This window comes from Streptomyces sp. NPDC087859 (genome assembly GCF_044742595.1).
GTDB lineage: Bacteria > Actinomycetota > Actinomycetes > Streptomycetales > Streptomycetaceae > Streptomyces > Streptomyces canus_F.
In genome coordinates this window covers 37,695-51,680 of sequence record NZ_JBIUUU010000030.1, presented here as the reverse complement: position 1 = coordinate 51,680, position 13,986 = coordinate 37,695, and the positions used below count along the sequence as shown (strand labels likewise).

The 13,986-nt window shown below is 72.0% G+C and carries 12 protein-coding genes; 10 read left to right on the top strand and 2 right to left on the bottom strand.

Annotated elements, in window-relative coordinates; translation table 11 throughout:
* The first annotated feature begins 18 nt into the window (after window positions 1–18).
* Window positions 19–2,523 (top strand): SpoIIE family protein phosphatase, encoded by a 2,505-nt coding sequence (locus tag ACIOHP_RS46265; protein ID WP_401897304.1) that lies wholly within the window; start codon window positions 19–21, stop codon window positions 2,521–2,523.
* 10 nt (window positions 2,524–2,533) lie between these two features.
* On the opposite strand, the gene ACIOHP_RS46260 is transcribed toward ACIOHP_RS46265, so the two are convergent.
* Window positions 2,534–3,004, bottom strand: coding sequence for an MFS transporter (locus ACIOHP_RS46260; protein WP_401897302.1), 471 nt, complete (start codon window positions 3,002–3,004; stop codon window positions 2,534–2,536).
* A gap of 229 nt (window positions 3,005–3,233) precedes the next feature.
* On the opposite strand from ACIOHP_RS46260, the gene ACIOHP_RS46255 reads away from it, so the two are divergent.
* Complete coding sequence (locus ACIOHP_RS46255; RefSeq protein ID WP_401897300.1) at window positions 3,234–3,665, top strand: ATP-binding protein; 432 nt, start codon at window positions 3,234–3,236, stop codon at window positions 3,663–3,665.
* A gap of 5 nt (window positions 3,666–3,670) precedes the next feature.
* On the opposite strand, the gene ACIOHP_RS46250 is transcribed toward ACIOHP_RS46255, so the two are convergent.
* Complete coding sequence (locus ACIOHP_RS46250; protein WP_401897298.1) at window positions 3,671–4,108, bottom strand: ATP-binding protein; 438 nt, start codon at window positions 4,106–4,108, stop codon at window positions 3,671–3,673.
* Window positions 4,109–4,487: 379 nt separating this feature from the next.
* On the opposite strand from ACIOHP_RS46250, the gene ACIOHP_RS46245 reads away from it, so the two are divergent.
* From ACIOHP_RS46245 to ACIOHP_RS46210, 8 genes are read left to right on the top strand one after another with little or no spacing between them, the layout of a single operon-like run.
* Complete coding sequence (locus ACIOHP_RS46245) at window positions 4,488–6,257, top strand: fatty acyl-AMP ligase (RefSeq protein WP_401897296.1); 1,770 nt, start codon at window positions 4,488–4,490, stop codon at window positions 6,255–6,257.
* Window positions 6,254–7,969, top strand: a complete 1,716-nt coding sequence (locus tag ACIOHP_RS46240) for an acyl-CoA dehydrogenase family protein (protein WP_401897295.1) — start codon at window positions 6,254–6,256, stop codon at window positions 7,967–7,969. The genes ACIOHP_RS46245 and ACIOHP_RS46240 overlap by 4 nt, the downstream gene beginning before the upstream one ends.
* Window positions 7,966–9,672: an acyl-CoA dehydrogenase gene (locus ACIOHP_RS46235; protein WP_401897294.1), complete on the top strand. Its 1,707-nt coding sequence runs from the start codon at window positions 7,966–7,968 to the stop codon at window positions 9,670–9,672. The genes ACIOHP_RS46240 and ACIOHP_RS46235 overlap by 4 nt, the downstream gene beginning before the upstream one ends.
* Before the next feature lie 36 nt (window positions 9,673–9,708).
* Window positions 9,709–10,014: an acyl carrier protein gene (locus ACIOHP_RS46230; protein ID WP_401897291.1), complete on the top strand. Its 306-nt coding sequence runs from the start codon at window positions 9,709–9,711 to the stop codon at window positions 10,012–10,014.
* Window positions 10,011–10,943: a 3-oxoacyl-[acyl-carrier-protein] synthase III C-terminal domain-containing protein gene (locus ACIOHP_RS46225; RefSeq protein ID WP_401897289.1), complete on the top strand. Its 933-nt coding sequence runs from the start codon at window positions 10,011–10,013 to the stop codon at window positions 10,941–10,943. Before ACIOHP_RS46230 ends, ACIOHP_RS46225 begins: the two co-directional genes overlap by 4 nt.
* Before the next feature lie 18 nt (window positions 10,944–10,961).
* Window positions 10,962–12,359, top strand: a complete 1,398-nt coding sequence (locus tag ACIOHP_RS46220; protein ID WP_401897288.1) for a hypothetical protein — start codon at window positions 10,962–10,964, stop codon at window positions 12,357–12,359.
* Complete coding sequence (locus ACIOHP_RS46215; protein ID WP_401897286.1) at window positions 12,356–13,651, top strand: type III PLP-dependent enzyme; 1,296 nt, start codon at window positions 12,356–12,358, stop codon at window positions 13,649–13,651. Before ACIOHP_RS46220 ends, ACIOHP_RS46215 begins: the two co-directional genes overlap by 4 nt.
* 35 nt (window positions 13,652–13,686) lie before the next feature.
* The gene (locus ACIOHP_RS46210) at window positions 13,687–13,983 is read left to right on the top strand and encodes an acyl carrier protein (RefSeq protein WP_361490027.1); all 297 of its coding nucleotides are present in this window, start codon (window positions 13,687–13,689) and stop codon (window positions 13,981–13,983) included.
* Window positions 13,984–13,986 lie beyond the last annotated feature (3 nt).

The following is a 13,986-nucleotide window of genomic DNA, read 5'->3' as shown; positions in this document are numbered from 1 at the left end:
CCGAGGAACAGCCTCATCGTGAGCCGACTTCACCAGCCGCCCGATCCGGCAGGCGCCGGCGCCCCGGCGCCCGACGCTGATCCGTCCCCTGGGCCGGATTCCCCCTCGCTGCCCGGAGCCCGCAGCGGCGCGGACCCGACCGGGGCCGGGGCCGGCGGCGAGGACGTGGCCGCCCGGCAGACGCCCGTCGGCCGGCTCGCGGCGACCGTGGAACGGCTGCGCCAGGAGGTTCGCGAGGCACAGGCGGAGGCGGACGGACGCGCCCTGATCGAACTGGCCAAGGGCATCCTCGTCGAGCGTCTGGGGTGCGGGCCGGCACAGGCCGCCCGGCAGCTGGCCGAGCTGACCGGACAGGCGGGTGTGACACCGCTCGAGTTCGCCGTCGAGGTGATCAACCAGGCCTCGCGGGACCGGCTCTCCGAAGTGACGACCGCCTTTCTCGCGGCCGCGGCGGGCCGGACCAGCGCGCTCGGCGGGCCGGACCAGGGCGCGGCCGCCGTGGAACTGCGCTCCGCGGAGAGTGCCGCACTGGCCGCCCCGGACGCGCAGAGCGTCGCCGACTCCCTGCTGGCCCATGCGCTGACCCCGCTGGGCGCGGTGGCCGTGGCCATCTGGGCCCTGGGGTCCGACGGTTCGCTCACCCTTGCGGGCAGCGCCGGATTCTCCCCCGCGGAAGCAGGACGCTGGCGGTACGTGCCGCCGGGCGTGGCGACCGTGGCGCGCCGGGGTCTTTCGGAACGCGCGGACCAGTGGATCGGCCGACTGTCCGACACGGGCCTGCCCTCCATCGGCCGACACCAGCACCCCGACGGCGGCCGGGTCGCGGTGCCGGCCGGCACCGCGGGCCGCATCCACGGTGTCCTGGAGATCGTCTGGCCGGCCCGGCTGGAGCCCCAGCCCCCGCAGATCGTCCGTCAGGTCGAGGCTCTGGCGGAGCTGTGCTCCCACACCCTGGAGTCGTACGACCCACGGGGCGGCGACGACGGCACCTCGGGACCCCGGGTCCTGCCGGACGCCGCCGAGCTGATGGACCTGGCCGACGGGCTCCACGACCCCGCCCTGGTCCTGGTCCCGCACGTCGATGCCGCGGGGGAGCTCGTCGACTTCCGCATCCAGCACGTCAACGCCCGCTTCCTGGACCCCGCGGGCCGGCCGCGGGGCGTGGTGGGCGGGGCCCTCCTGCTGGAGGCGTATCCGATGGCCGCCGGCGAGAGCGGGCTGTTCGAGCAGGTCGAACGCGTGCACGCCACGGGGGAGCCTTTTCGCGCCCGCCGTATGCGGCTCACCGAGTTGCTGGACGACGTGCCGCTGGCGGCGGTCGCCGACGTCAGCATCAGCCGGCACGGCGGCAGCGTGCTGCTCATCTGGCGGATAGAGGACGAAACCGCGCGCCTGGCCAACCTGCTCCAGCACGCCCAGCGGCTGGGTCGCATCGGCGGTTTCGAGGAGAACCTGCTGACCGACGAGATCACCTGGAACAGCCAGCTCTACCACCTCTACGGCCAGCCCGTCTCCAGTGGTCCCATCTCGCTGGAGGATCTGGCCGCCCACGCCCACCCGGACGACGCGGTCGCCATCGGCCGGTTCCTGCGCACCCTCCTGCACCACCACCGGCCGGCCTCCACCGCCTTCCGGTTGCTGCGGCCCGACGGCGTGACCCGGCATCTGCGGGTGGCGGCCGAGCCGGTGCTCGACTCCGACAGCCGTCTGCATCTCGTACGGGGCGCCTATCAGGACATCTCCGCCCACCACTGGACGGAGGTGGCGCTCGCGGCCACCCGCGACCAGCTCGCCCACACCGAGCAGCGGGCCAGTGAACGCCACCGTCTGACCCTCCAGTTGCAGCACGCCATCATGCCGCCGGCGCAGGCACCGCTCGAGGCACCCGGGCTGCGCGTGGCCGTGCGCTACCGGCCCGCCGAGACGGAGCAGTTGGTCGGCGGCGACTGGTACGACGCCGTCGTGCTGCCCTCCGGGCTGGTGCTGCTGTGCGTGGGGGACGTCGCCGGGCACGGCATCGAGGCGGCCACCAGCATGGTCGTCCTTCGCAACGCGCTGCGCGGGCTCGCCGTCACCGGTGCCGGGCCGGGGCAGCTGCTGTCCTGGCTGAACATGGTGGCCCACCATCTGAGCGGGGCCGTCACCGCCACGGCGGTCTGCGGTCTCTATGATCCCGACCGCCGCAACCTGCGCTGGGCCAGGGCGGGCCATCTGCCGCCGGTCCTGGTGCGCGGCAGCGAGGCGACGACGCTGCCCTTGGTCAAGGGTCTGCTGCTCGGCGCCGTGCCGGAGGCGACGTATGAGGAACACGAGATGGCGCTGGCCGCCGACGACACCCTGTTGATGTACACGGACGGCCTGATCGAACGCCGTGACCGTTCCATGGAGGAGTCACTGGCCCATCTGCTGACGACCGCGCGCACCGTGCAGCCCACTCTTGAACAGCAGTTGGACCGTCTGCTCACCCACAGCAGGTCCGACACGGACGACGACACGTGTGTCGTGGGCATCCGGGTCACCTAGCGGTACGGGGTCAGGGCGTCGGTGACGCTTTCCCGGAGCCGTGGGCGGCTCGCGCCACGATGAGGAGGAACAGTCCGCAGACCGTCACGAGCAGCCATCCGGGACGGGTGGCATGGGCGAGGCCGGCGGGGCCGACGCCTGCGACCAGACCCCCTGCGGCGGCGATACCGACCGCCGAGCCGAACTGGCGTGCGGTGGAGGTGATGGCCCCGGCCACACCGGCGCGGGATGGCGGCAGGCCGCTGACCGCGGTGTTGGTGATGGGTGCGTTGGCGAAGCCGAACCCGATGCCGATGAGCAGGTGGGCCAGCAGGATCAGCAGGACGCTCGTGTCCTGACCGACATTCACCACGCACAGACCACCGGCGGCGGTGAACCCGCCCGAGAGGAGGAGCGGGCGTCGTGGGCCGAGGAGCGCCACCAGGTGGCCGGACCACGGCGCGCACAGGGTGGCCCCGACCGCCACGGGCAGGGTCGCCATGCCTGACGCGAGCGGCGTCCATCCACGGGCGTGCTGGAGAGTGATCCCTACGGGCCCGTCAGCCACGTCGTGACCCGTCACACCCCGCTGGTCGTCCGAATCCGCGGGCACGCCACGGCGGGCCGACCGCTCCCGGTACGCGTAGCCCTCACGCTCGTGGGAAACCAAGAGACCACAGGGACCGGTGAGCCGGTCAGGACGCGGCGCGACTCCGAGCGGGGAAGGCGAGATGACAACCGAGCACAGTCGGGACCGAAGTGCGGCCTCCGGGACCGTCCGGGAGCGGGTCACACGCTATCCGGGCGATCTGCACGACGTCACGGACGCCCGCCTCGACGCGGAGGAGTTCCTCGACGGCCTCGCGCGGGTGACACCGCCTTCCGCGCCGGAACACTGGGACGACATCCTCCTGGTCGTCACGGAACTGGCCGCGAACGCGGTCCAGTACGCGCCGGGCCCCTTCGAGGTCGGTCTCCGCAGGACCTTCGACGGCGTGCATGTCGTCGTCCACGACACGAGCAGCACACCCCCGGCCCCGCGTCCCTTCCGACGCGACCGAGACGGCGGGGTCGGCTGGTATCTGATTCATACGCTGTGCAGCCAGGTCAGCGTCATCGAGAAGGACGACGGGAAGGACATTCATGTCTTTCTTCCCTGGTGAGGGCGTTACGGCCGGGCGCGCAGCGGCACCAGCACGCTGATCGACTTGCCGCCCCCGGGGCGCGGGTCGATGACGATCTCCCGCGCCAGGCGGATGACGAGCGGCCAGCCGTACCCCTGGCCGTGGCCCACCGAGGGGAGTTCGCCGCGGCCGTAGGCGACGTCGGGCACGGCGTCGCTGTTGTCGTGGACGGTGAGCCGGACACCGTCCTGGGCGAGGGAGACCTCGAACGCCGCCAGCCCGTCACCGTGGCGGATGGCGTTGGTGACGAGTTCCGAGACGACGAGAAGCAGATCGACGACATCCTCCTCGCGTGCCGTGCGGGACGCCGAGTCCCAACGCTGCCGTACGACCGACCGCGCGTACTCCCGCGCCGCCGCCGCGGTCGTCACCGGGGGCGCAGTCGTTGCCCTGTCGGCCGTCTGACCATGCTGTGCGGTCATGTGGTCAAAGCACCCTTTCTACGCCTTCGCTGAACGGCCCTGTCCCGACCAGGTCAGAACCTGTGCCGTGCTCACCTCAGCGGATACCCGGCTCGCCTTGTCGCATTCTGCCCACCCTTTTGCCGAGGAGTACCGAACGGCCCTCTTATCGAACGATCCGCAGTGGCTTGAGCCTCAACTCACCGGCAAGTCTTGCCAATTACTCATCCGGCGGCGCCGGAATGACCTTTAGGGTGGGGCAATGCCCAGCCCCATCTGTCCCTTCCGTCACATGGGTCCCTCTCGCAGACCGGTAGGAGAGGGAGCCGCCCACGGGTGACGCTCGGTCGCCCCCACGTCCCGCCGTCGAGACCATCCCGCCGATGGAGGCTGACACCGCATGCACGAGCACAGGACCTTCGCCGAACTCATGCGTACGAGGGCGGACGAGCACGGTGACCGGACGGCCCTGATCTTCAGCGCGGACCCGCTCCGCGCCGAGGCCGACGAGACTCTGACGTACGGCGAACTGGACCGGGCGGCCCGCCGGGTCGCCGCGCTGTTGCAGGAACGGTTCGCTGTGGGCGACCGCCTGCTGGTACTGCATCCCTCCGGGCCCGGGTTCGCGCGGTCGCTACTGGGCTGCATGTACGCGGGCATGGTCCCGGTGCCCGCACCGCCGCCCGACGGCCCTCAGCGGAAGCAGGCGGGCCGGCTCGCCGCGATCGCCCGGGACGCGGGAGCGGTCGGCGCCCTGGCCGAGGGGACGGACCTGGAAGCGCTCGCGTCCTGGGCCAAGGAACAGGAACTCCGGGGCATGACCGTGCTCGCACCCGACTCCGCGGACGAGCTGCCCGCGGCGAGCAGGTGGCGGCCGCCACCGGCAGACCCGCACGCTCTGGCGTTCCTCCAGTACACCTCGGGGTCCACCGCCGCCCCCAAGGGCGTCATGGTCGACCACGCCAACCTGCTGGCCAACGCCGAGATCCTCGCGGCGATCTCCGGGATGAGCGCCGACCGCCCGGTGGGCGGCTGGCTGCCGCTTTACCACGACTTCGGGCTGATCGGGCTGCTCCTCACGCCCCTCGTCCTGGGCGGTCGCAGCGTGCTGATGCCGCCGATGGCCTTCCTCAAGCGCCCGCACACCTGGCTGACGCTGATCGACCGGCACGGCATCGACTTCTCTCCCGCTCCGAACTTCGCCTACGACCTGTGCCTCCAGCGGATCACCGACGACGAACTGGCCCGCCTGGACCTCTCGCGCTGGCGGTGCGCGGTCAACGGCGCCGAGCCCGTCCAGGCCGCCACCGTCGAGGCGTTCACCCGGCGGTTCGCCGCCGCCGGGCTGCGACCCGAGGCGATGCTCCCCGGCTACGGCATGGCCGAGACGACCCTGGTCGTCTGCGGCGACCGGCCCGCCCGCCGCGCCGTGGTGACCGAGGTGGACGCCGCCGCGTTCGAGCGCGGCGAGCTGCTGCCCCCGGCCACCGGTGCTGCCGCGCACCGCATCGTCAGCAGCGGCCCCGCCGAGTACCTCGACGTCCGGATCGTCGACGCCGACGCGGGCCGGGTGCTGCCGGACGGCCGGGTCGGCGAGATCTGGGTACGCGGTCCGAACGTGGCCCGGGGCTACTGGGGACGGCCCGAGGAGACCCGGCGCGTCTTCGACGCCGTCACGCCCGACGGGGAGAGCGGCTTCCTGCGCACCGGGGACCTGGGAATCCTGCATGAGGGCGAGCTGTACGTCACGGGCCGCAGCAAGGAGCTGATCATCGTCCGCGGCCGCAATCTCTACCCGCAGGACCTGGAGGCGGCGACGCGGGAGGCCCACCCGGCTCTGGAGGGCGGGGTCGGTGCGGCCTTCTCGGTGCCGGTCCCCGACGAGGAGGTCGTGGTCGTCCGCGAGTACCGGGCCCGCCCGGCGGAGCCGGACGAGCTGGCCCGCGCCGTCGCGAGTGTCCGCGACCGCCTCAGCCGGGAGGTCGGGGTGCCCGCCCACAACGTCGTGCTCGTGCCTCCCGGCACGGTGTCGCGGACCACCAGCGGCAAGATCCAGCGCCGGCTGCTGCGCCGGCGGTTCCTCGGCGGCGAGCTGGAGATCCTGCATGCGGAACTGTCGCCGGCCGTCCGCGCCCGGCTCGACGACGCGGCGGGCGGTGACGCCTCGTGACGGTGACCGACCTGCTCATGGACACCGGCCGGGTCGACCTCGACGGCTTCGACCGCGCGCTCGGTGATCCGACCGACCCCGCATCACTCCTCTCCTACGCCCGCAACGCCGAGCTGGACCGCGACGAGCGGTTCCCCGCCGACAGCTGCCGGGAGCTCGACCGGATGGGGCTGCCGCGCCTGTACGTACCCGCCGAGTTCGGTGGCGCGCTGACCCGCTACGACGAACTCGTCGCGGCGCTGCGGGCGGTGGCGCGCCGCGACCTGACCGTCGCGATCGGGCACGGCAAGACGTTCCTCGGGGGCGTCTGCATGTGGCTGGCCGGCCGTCCGGAGCAGGCGCGCGAACTCGGCGCCGACATCATCGCGGGGGCGCCGGTGTCGTGGGGCCTGACCGAGCGCGGCCACGGCAGCGACCTGCTCGCCGGCGAGATGACGGCCACACCGGAACCGGGCGGCTTCCGCGTGACCGGCGAGAAGTGGCTGATCAACAACGCCACCCGCGGCACGCTGCTCTGCCTTCTCGTACGCACCCGGCCGGAGGGCGGGCCGCGCGGCTACAGCCTGCTGCTGGCCGACAAACGACGGCTCCCGGCGGACCGCCGGAGGCCGCTGCCCAAGGTGCCCACGCACGGCATCCGGGGCGCCGACATCAGCGGGATCGCCCTGGACGACTGCCACTTCCCGGCCGACACGTTGATCGGCGAGCAGGGCGCGGGGCTGGAGATCGTGCTCAAGGCCTTGCAGCTCACCCGGACCGCCTGTACGGCCCTGTCGCTGGGCGCCGCCGACCAGGCGGTGCGGCTGGCCGAGGAGTTCGCCGCGGGGCGCGAGCTCTACGGCCGTCGGCTGATCGAGTTGCCCCACGTACGCCGCGTGCTGGGAGAGGCGTACGCCGCGCTCCACGCCGTAGAGATCGTGAGCGTGCTGGCGGCCCGCAGCGTGCACACTCTGCCGCAGGAGATGACCGTCATCTCCGCGGTGGCCAAGTCGTACGTCCCGACCCGCGTCGACGAGCTGATCGCCGCTTGCGGCGAACTGCTGGGCGCCCGCGCGTTCCTCACCGAGGTCCACGAGCACGGCGCGTTCCAGAAGCTCGAACGCGACCATCGCGTCGTCGGCATCTTCGACGGCAGCACCTTCGTCAACCAGCACGTCCTGATCAACCACTTCCCCGTGCTGGCCCGCGGACATCGGGAAGGCACCGCCGACGAGAAGGCCCTCGCCCGTACCGCCGACCTGTCGGTCCCGCCGCCCCCGGCCCGGCTCGACCGCCTGAGCCTGCTGGCGCGCGGCGGGTGCAGCTTCACGCAGAGCCTGCGCACCGCGAGCGGTGAACTGCGTGAGCTGGCCTCCGCAGGTCGGGCGCCCGCCCGCGTGGCCGACCTGGCCGAGGAGCTCACCGACAGCTGCGACCGGCTCCATGACGAGCTGGCGCTGAGCCCGCCCGCCTCCCAGGACGCACCGCCGGAGGCCTTCGCGCTGGCGCGCCGCTACGAGCAGTGCTTCGCGGGTGCGGCCGCCCTCAGAGTGTGGCTGCACAACCGCACGCCCGGCGAGGACCTGTTGTGGCTGGAAGCGGTCCTCACCCATGTGCTGCGGTCGGTACGCCCGCCGGGACGGCCGACCGACGGCGAGGTGTTCGACCGGCTCTTCGACGCCCGTGCGGCCGGCCGTCCCGCCGTCCCTCCGACCTCGGTGGTCACATCGTGAACGACAAGACCGTCGACGACCTGGAACACCGGTTCGGCGACCCCTGGGACCCGGGCAATCCGACCGGCCACGCCGCGGTGCTGGCGGCCGACGAGGCCGGCGAGATGCTCGCCGCGGGCGAACAGCTGCTGGACGACTACCGGTTGAACGCCGAATTCGTCCCGCCCGAACTCGGCGGACGGCTGACCAGGCTCGACCACCTCATCGAGGTGATGCGGACGGTCTTCCGCCACGACCCCTGCCTGGGCCTCGGATACGGAGCCGCCAGCCTCATCCCCGCGGTCAACGTCTGGACCGCGGGCGACGAACGGCAGCGCCGCAGGATGGCCGAGGTGCTGCTGTCGGGCGGCCGGGTCGTCTCCGGCTACCACGAGCTGGCGCACGGCAACGATGTCGCGCGGGCCGAGTTCTCGGCCCTGCCGGGCGACGACGGGCGGCTACGGCTCAACGGGCGCAAGGAAGTGATCGCCAATGCCCAACGCGCCGAGGCCATGGTGCTCTTCGCGCGCACATCGGCCGCGCCCGGCAGCCGCAGCCACTCGCAGCTGTTCGTGGAGAAAGCGGACCTGCCCGAAGGCGCGCCGGTCCACCTGCCGCGCTTCCGCAGCACGGGCATGCGCGGGGTCCAGCTCGGCGGACTGGAGTTCCGGGACTGCCCGATCCCGGCGGACGCGGCGCTGGGCGCCCCCGGGCTCGGCATGGAGACGGCGCTGCGCTCCTTCCAGATCACCCGCACCGCACTGCCGGCGATGACGGTGGGCATCCTGGAGACCGGCCTCGACGTCGCCGCCCGGTTCGCCGACGAGCGTGTCCTGTACGGGCGTCCGCTGGCCGGGATGCCGCACATCGGCGCGATCCTCGCCGACGCCTTCACCGACCTGCTGATCTGCGACTGCCTGGCCACCGTGACCGCACGCTCGGTGCATCTGCTCCCGGGCGAGACCAGCCTGTACGCGTCGGCCGCCAAGTACTTCGTGACCACCCTGCTCATGGACGCCATGGACGCGCTGTCGCGGGTGCTGGGCGCCCAGTTCTACATCCGCGACGGCGGCTACGGGATCTTCCAGAAGCACCTGCGCGACCTGGCGCCGGCGGGCTTCGGCCACACCGCGCGCGTGGCCTGCCTCAGCACGGTGCTGCCGCAGCTGCCTCGGCTGGCCCGCAAGGGATGGCTGGACGGCACCCAGCCGCCCGCCGACGTGTTCCGCCTCGGCGCGGACCTGCCGCCGCTGCCCTTCGAGCGGCTGTCGATCAGCTCGGGCGGGCGGGACAGCCTCAGCGCCTCGCTCTCGGCGGTCCTCGACTCATCCGAACCGGACGGCGAGCTGCGCCGGTTGGTTCTCGTCATCGCGGCCGAACAGTCCGACGTACGACGGGAATGCGCCGCACTGACCCCCGGGGATCTCACCGTCGCCGCCCGGCCCGAGGCACTGCGGCTGGCGGCGCGCTACGCCGCGGTGCTCGCGGCGGTCGCCTGCGTGAACATCTGGCTCCACAACCGGGAGCGGCCCGACGCGTTCCTCGGCGATCCCCGCTGGGCCGTCGCGGCGCTGGGCCGGATCGCCGAACGGATGGGCCGCGACCCCGGGCAGCGGCCCCGTCACGTCACCGAACGGCTGTCGGCGGAGGTCCTGTCCCGGCACCGCGACCGCCGCGGGTTCGGCCTGTCGAACCGGCGCCTGCCCGGACAGCGCCGCCGTTGATGACAAGCCGCCGCCATCGATGACAAGGAGAATCGGATGAACAGCCCCGAATCGGCCCCGTCAGCCCCGTCGGCTGCGTCGGACACCGATCTGCGGAGTTGGCTGCGCACACGGGTCGCCCACTACGTACAACTCGACGTCGCCGACATCGACACCACCGCCCCGCTGACGACCTACGGTCTCGACTCGGTCTACGCGCTGACCCTCTGCGGCGACATCGAGGACCACCTCGGGCTGGTCCTGGAGCCGACCGTGGCCTGGGACCACCCGACGATCGACGCCCTGACGCGGCACCTGGAGGAAACGCTCGCCCAGGCCTCCCCGGCGGGGGAGAGCGGATGACGTCGCTGGAGGAGGTGGCGGCCCATCTGCCGTCACGGCGGATACCCATCGACGAGCTGAGCGACGAACTGGGCCTCAGCGCCTCGGAGATGAAGGTCTACCGGCGCTACCACGGTCTATCGGAGGTCCGCCGCGAGCCCGGCGGCACGCACACCGAGCTGCTGCTGGCCGCAGCGGGCAAGCTCGACGCACTGCGCGGCAGGGAGGAGCGGGTGCGGTACGTGGTCCAGGCGCGGACGATGCCGATCGTCGTCCCGCACCCGGTCAACCCCGTACACGAGGTGCGCGACGCGCTCGGGCTCGGGCACGCCACGGCGTTCGCGGTGACCCACCACGCCTGCGCCTCGGGGCTGCTGGCGGTGGACCTGGTCGGCAAGCTGCTGGCGAGCGACGGTGATCCGGACGCGCTGGCGTTGGTCCTCACCGGCGAGAAGACCTTCACCCGGGCCGCACAGATGGTGCCGGGCACGGCCATCAACGGCGAGGGCGCGGCCGCGGTCCTCGTCGGGACCCACGACGACCGGGACCGGATGCTGAGCTACGCCGCCCGCACCCACGGCCGTTTCTACGACTGCCTGTCGCTCACCCACGAGCTGTCCGTCGAGTACCAGCGGATCTACATCGAGGCGCTGGCCGAGGTCATGCTGGCGGCGGTCGGGAAGGCGGGGCTGGCACTGGACGACCTCACCATGATCTTCCCGCACAACGTCAGCCGGCTGTCGTGGACGCGGCTTGCCAAACATCTCGGGCTCCCGCTGGAGCGCTTCTTCCTGGACAACGTGCCGGTCACCGGGCACTGCTTCTCCGCGGATCCCTTCATCAACTACCGGACGGCCCTCGATCTGGGCCGGCTGCGCCCGGGGGACCGCTATCTGCTCGCCACGGTCGGTCTCGGCTCGACCTTCTCGGCGATGCTCTTCGAGCACTGAAAGGGGGAGGTGGGCGAGATGACCGGGAACTTCACCGGCCGCCTGAAAGCGGCCCTGACCGGGACCCGTGACGCGGAGCTGGTGTTCCTCGGCAACTTCGAGGTCGAGGACCAGTGGGCCCGCGGCGAGATGGGGCTGCCGAGGCTCGGGTTCGGCTCGGGCAGCGTCATCGTCAACCGGATGGACGAGTTCGCGCTGCTGCTCGCCGGCAAGGGCGACCACGTCGTACTGAAGGACGCACCCGACGCCGACTACCTGAGCCACCTGGAGGAACTCGGGTTCGAGCTGCCGGGGATGCTCGTGGTGGAGCGCCAGGACCCGCGCAGCACCGTCACCCAGGACGCGCTGGAGGACCGCCGGGTCCTGTGTGAACTGGGCGGGCTCGGTGCGCGCGGCGGCGTCGTCTGCGCGCACGGGGTCAGCGAGTTGGAGGAGCGGCTGGCCGAGCGCGCCGGGATCCCGCTGGCCGCCCCGTCGGCGCAGGTCTGCAAGGCGGTCAACAGCAAGATCTACAGTCGGCGGCTGGCGGGCGAACTGGGCATCCGGCAGTCCCGCGGCTGGAGTTGCGCGAGCCTGGCCGAACTCGACGCGGCCGTCGAGGCCGCCCGGGCGCTGCTCGCCGACGGCCGCCGGGTCGTCCTCAAGGACGCCTTCGGCGTCTCGGGCAAGGGCATCGAGGTGGTCGAGGACGAACGCCGCCTGGACCGGCTGCACCGCATGATCCACAGCCGCGCGCGGAAGGCCGGGCAGGACCGCGTCGGCCTGGTCGTGGAGGAGTGGGTCGCCAAACGCGCCGACCTCAACTACCAGTTCACCGTCGGCCGCGACGGCGGCGTGCACGTCGACTTCGTCAAGGAGGCCCTGACCGAGGGCGGGGTGCACCTGGGCCATCGGATCCCGGCGCGGCTCACCGAGCGCCAGCGGACCCAACTGACGGAGGTCTCCCACCTGCTGGGCGGACGGCTGGCCGACGACGGCTACTTCGGGGTCGTCGGAGTCGACGCGATGATCGATCCCGACGGCGGCCTCTATCCGCTCGTCGAGATCAACGCGCGCCACAACATGTCCACGTACCAGGCATCGATCCAGGAAGCCGTCATCGGGACCGAAAGCACGGCGCTGGTGCGCAGATACCCCCTACGGCTCGGCGCACCGCTGCCATTCGGTTCGCTCCGCAGCGCCATGGCGGACCTGCTGTTCGACCCCGCCCGGGGCACCGGGCTGCTGATCAACAACTACGCCACCGTCAACGCGGCCGCGTCGCCCGGGGAACCGGTCCCGGGGGCGCACTTCGACGGGCGTCTCCACGGGGTCGTCGTCGCCGACTCGGCGGACCGGACGGCGGCACTGGACGACGAGATCGGCCGCAGGCTGGCCGCCGTCGCGGAGAGCACCAGGGGAGAGGGTCGAGGATGACACGGGAGTTCCAGGTCCAGGGCGTGCCGGTGTCCGAGCTGGTCCGACGGTACGACACCCCGTTGTTCGTCTACGACGGGAGCGCGCTGCGGGACCGGTTCCACGGGCTGCGCGACCGGCTGCACCCGGCCATGGAGATCTTCTACTCGCTCAAGGCCAACCCGAACATCTCGGTCTGCGCGCTGCTGCACTCCTTCGGCGCCCGGGCCGAGGTCTCGTCACTGGTGGAACTGACGACCGCGCTCCGGGCCGGTGTGCCACCGGAACAGGTGATCTTCCTCGGCCCCGGCAAGAGCCGGCAGGAGCTGGCCGCGTGCCTGGACACCGGGATCTACGCCATCGTCTGCGAATCCCTTCCCGAGGTGGCCCTGGTGGACGAGCTGGCCCGGGACCGGGGCGTACGGGCGCCGGTCGCGCTGCGCGTCAACCCGCGCTTCACGGTCAAGCGCTCGGGGCTGGCGATGGGCGGCAAGCCGCGCCAGTTCGGCATCGACGAGGAGGAGTTGTTCGCCCGGACCGACCTGGTGAAGCAGTTCCCCGACGTCGACCTGATGGGGGTGCAGGTGTACATGGGCACCCGGATCCTCGACGAGAACGTCGTCATCGAGAACACCACCCGCATCCTCGCCCTGGCCGAGCGGCTGACCGCCGCGTTCCACCTCGATCTGCGGATGGTCGATGTGGGCGGCGGTCTGGGCGTCGCCTATTTCGACGGCGAGAGCGACCTGGACGCCAAGGTGCTGACCGACGGACTCAACCCCGTCATCGAGGACTTCACCGCCCGGCACCCCGGCATCCGGTTGATCATGGAGCTGGGTCGCTATCTCACCGCCGAGGCCGGCACCTACGTGATGAGCGTCCGCTACACCAAGACCTCGATGGGGGAGCGGTTCGCGGTCGCCGACGGCGGCACCCACCACCACATGGCGGCCGTCGGCATCGGCTCGTTCGTCAAGCGCAACTTCCCCATGGCGGTGCTCAACCGGCTCGACGAGCCGCCGACCGAGGAGTGGAACGTCACCGGGCCGCTCTGCACCCCGGGCGACACGATCGGCAAGAAGGTCCCGCTGCCGCCGGTGCGGCCCGGCGACCTGATCGGCGTGCACCGCTCCGGCGCCTACGGACCGACCGCCTCGCCAGGGCTGTTCCTCAGCCATGGCTACCCGGCCGAGGTGCTGGTCCACGAGGGACGGTGCCATCTGGTCCGGGAACGGGACAGCCCCGACGACCTGCTGGCACGGCAGCGACTCTACGACCCGACCGCGCACGACGCGGCCGACGTCTCCCCCTGACCTCCCCCGAGAACACGAGACACGAGAGGTGAACGATGGAGCACACCACACCGGACGCCGACACCGCCGACCTGTACGGCCGGGCCGTCGCCACGATCGCCGACTCGCTCGCCAAGGCGATGCAGGTCGACGCCGCCACCATCACCGAGAACAGCCGCCTGTTCGACGAACTCGGCCTGGACTCCACGACCGTGCTCGGCCTGCTGATGACGATCGAGGAGGAGCTCGGAATGGAGTTCGACACCGACGATCTCGAGCAGCACCACTTCGAGACCGTGGGGTCGCTGGCCGCGCTCGTCCGGGAGCAGGCCGGAGAGCAGGCCGGGACCTGAAGC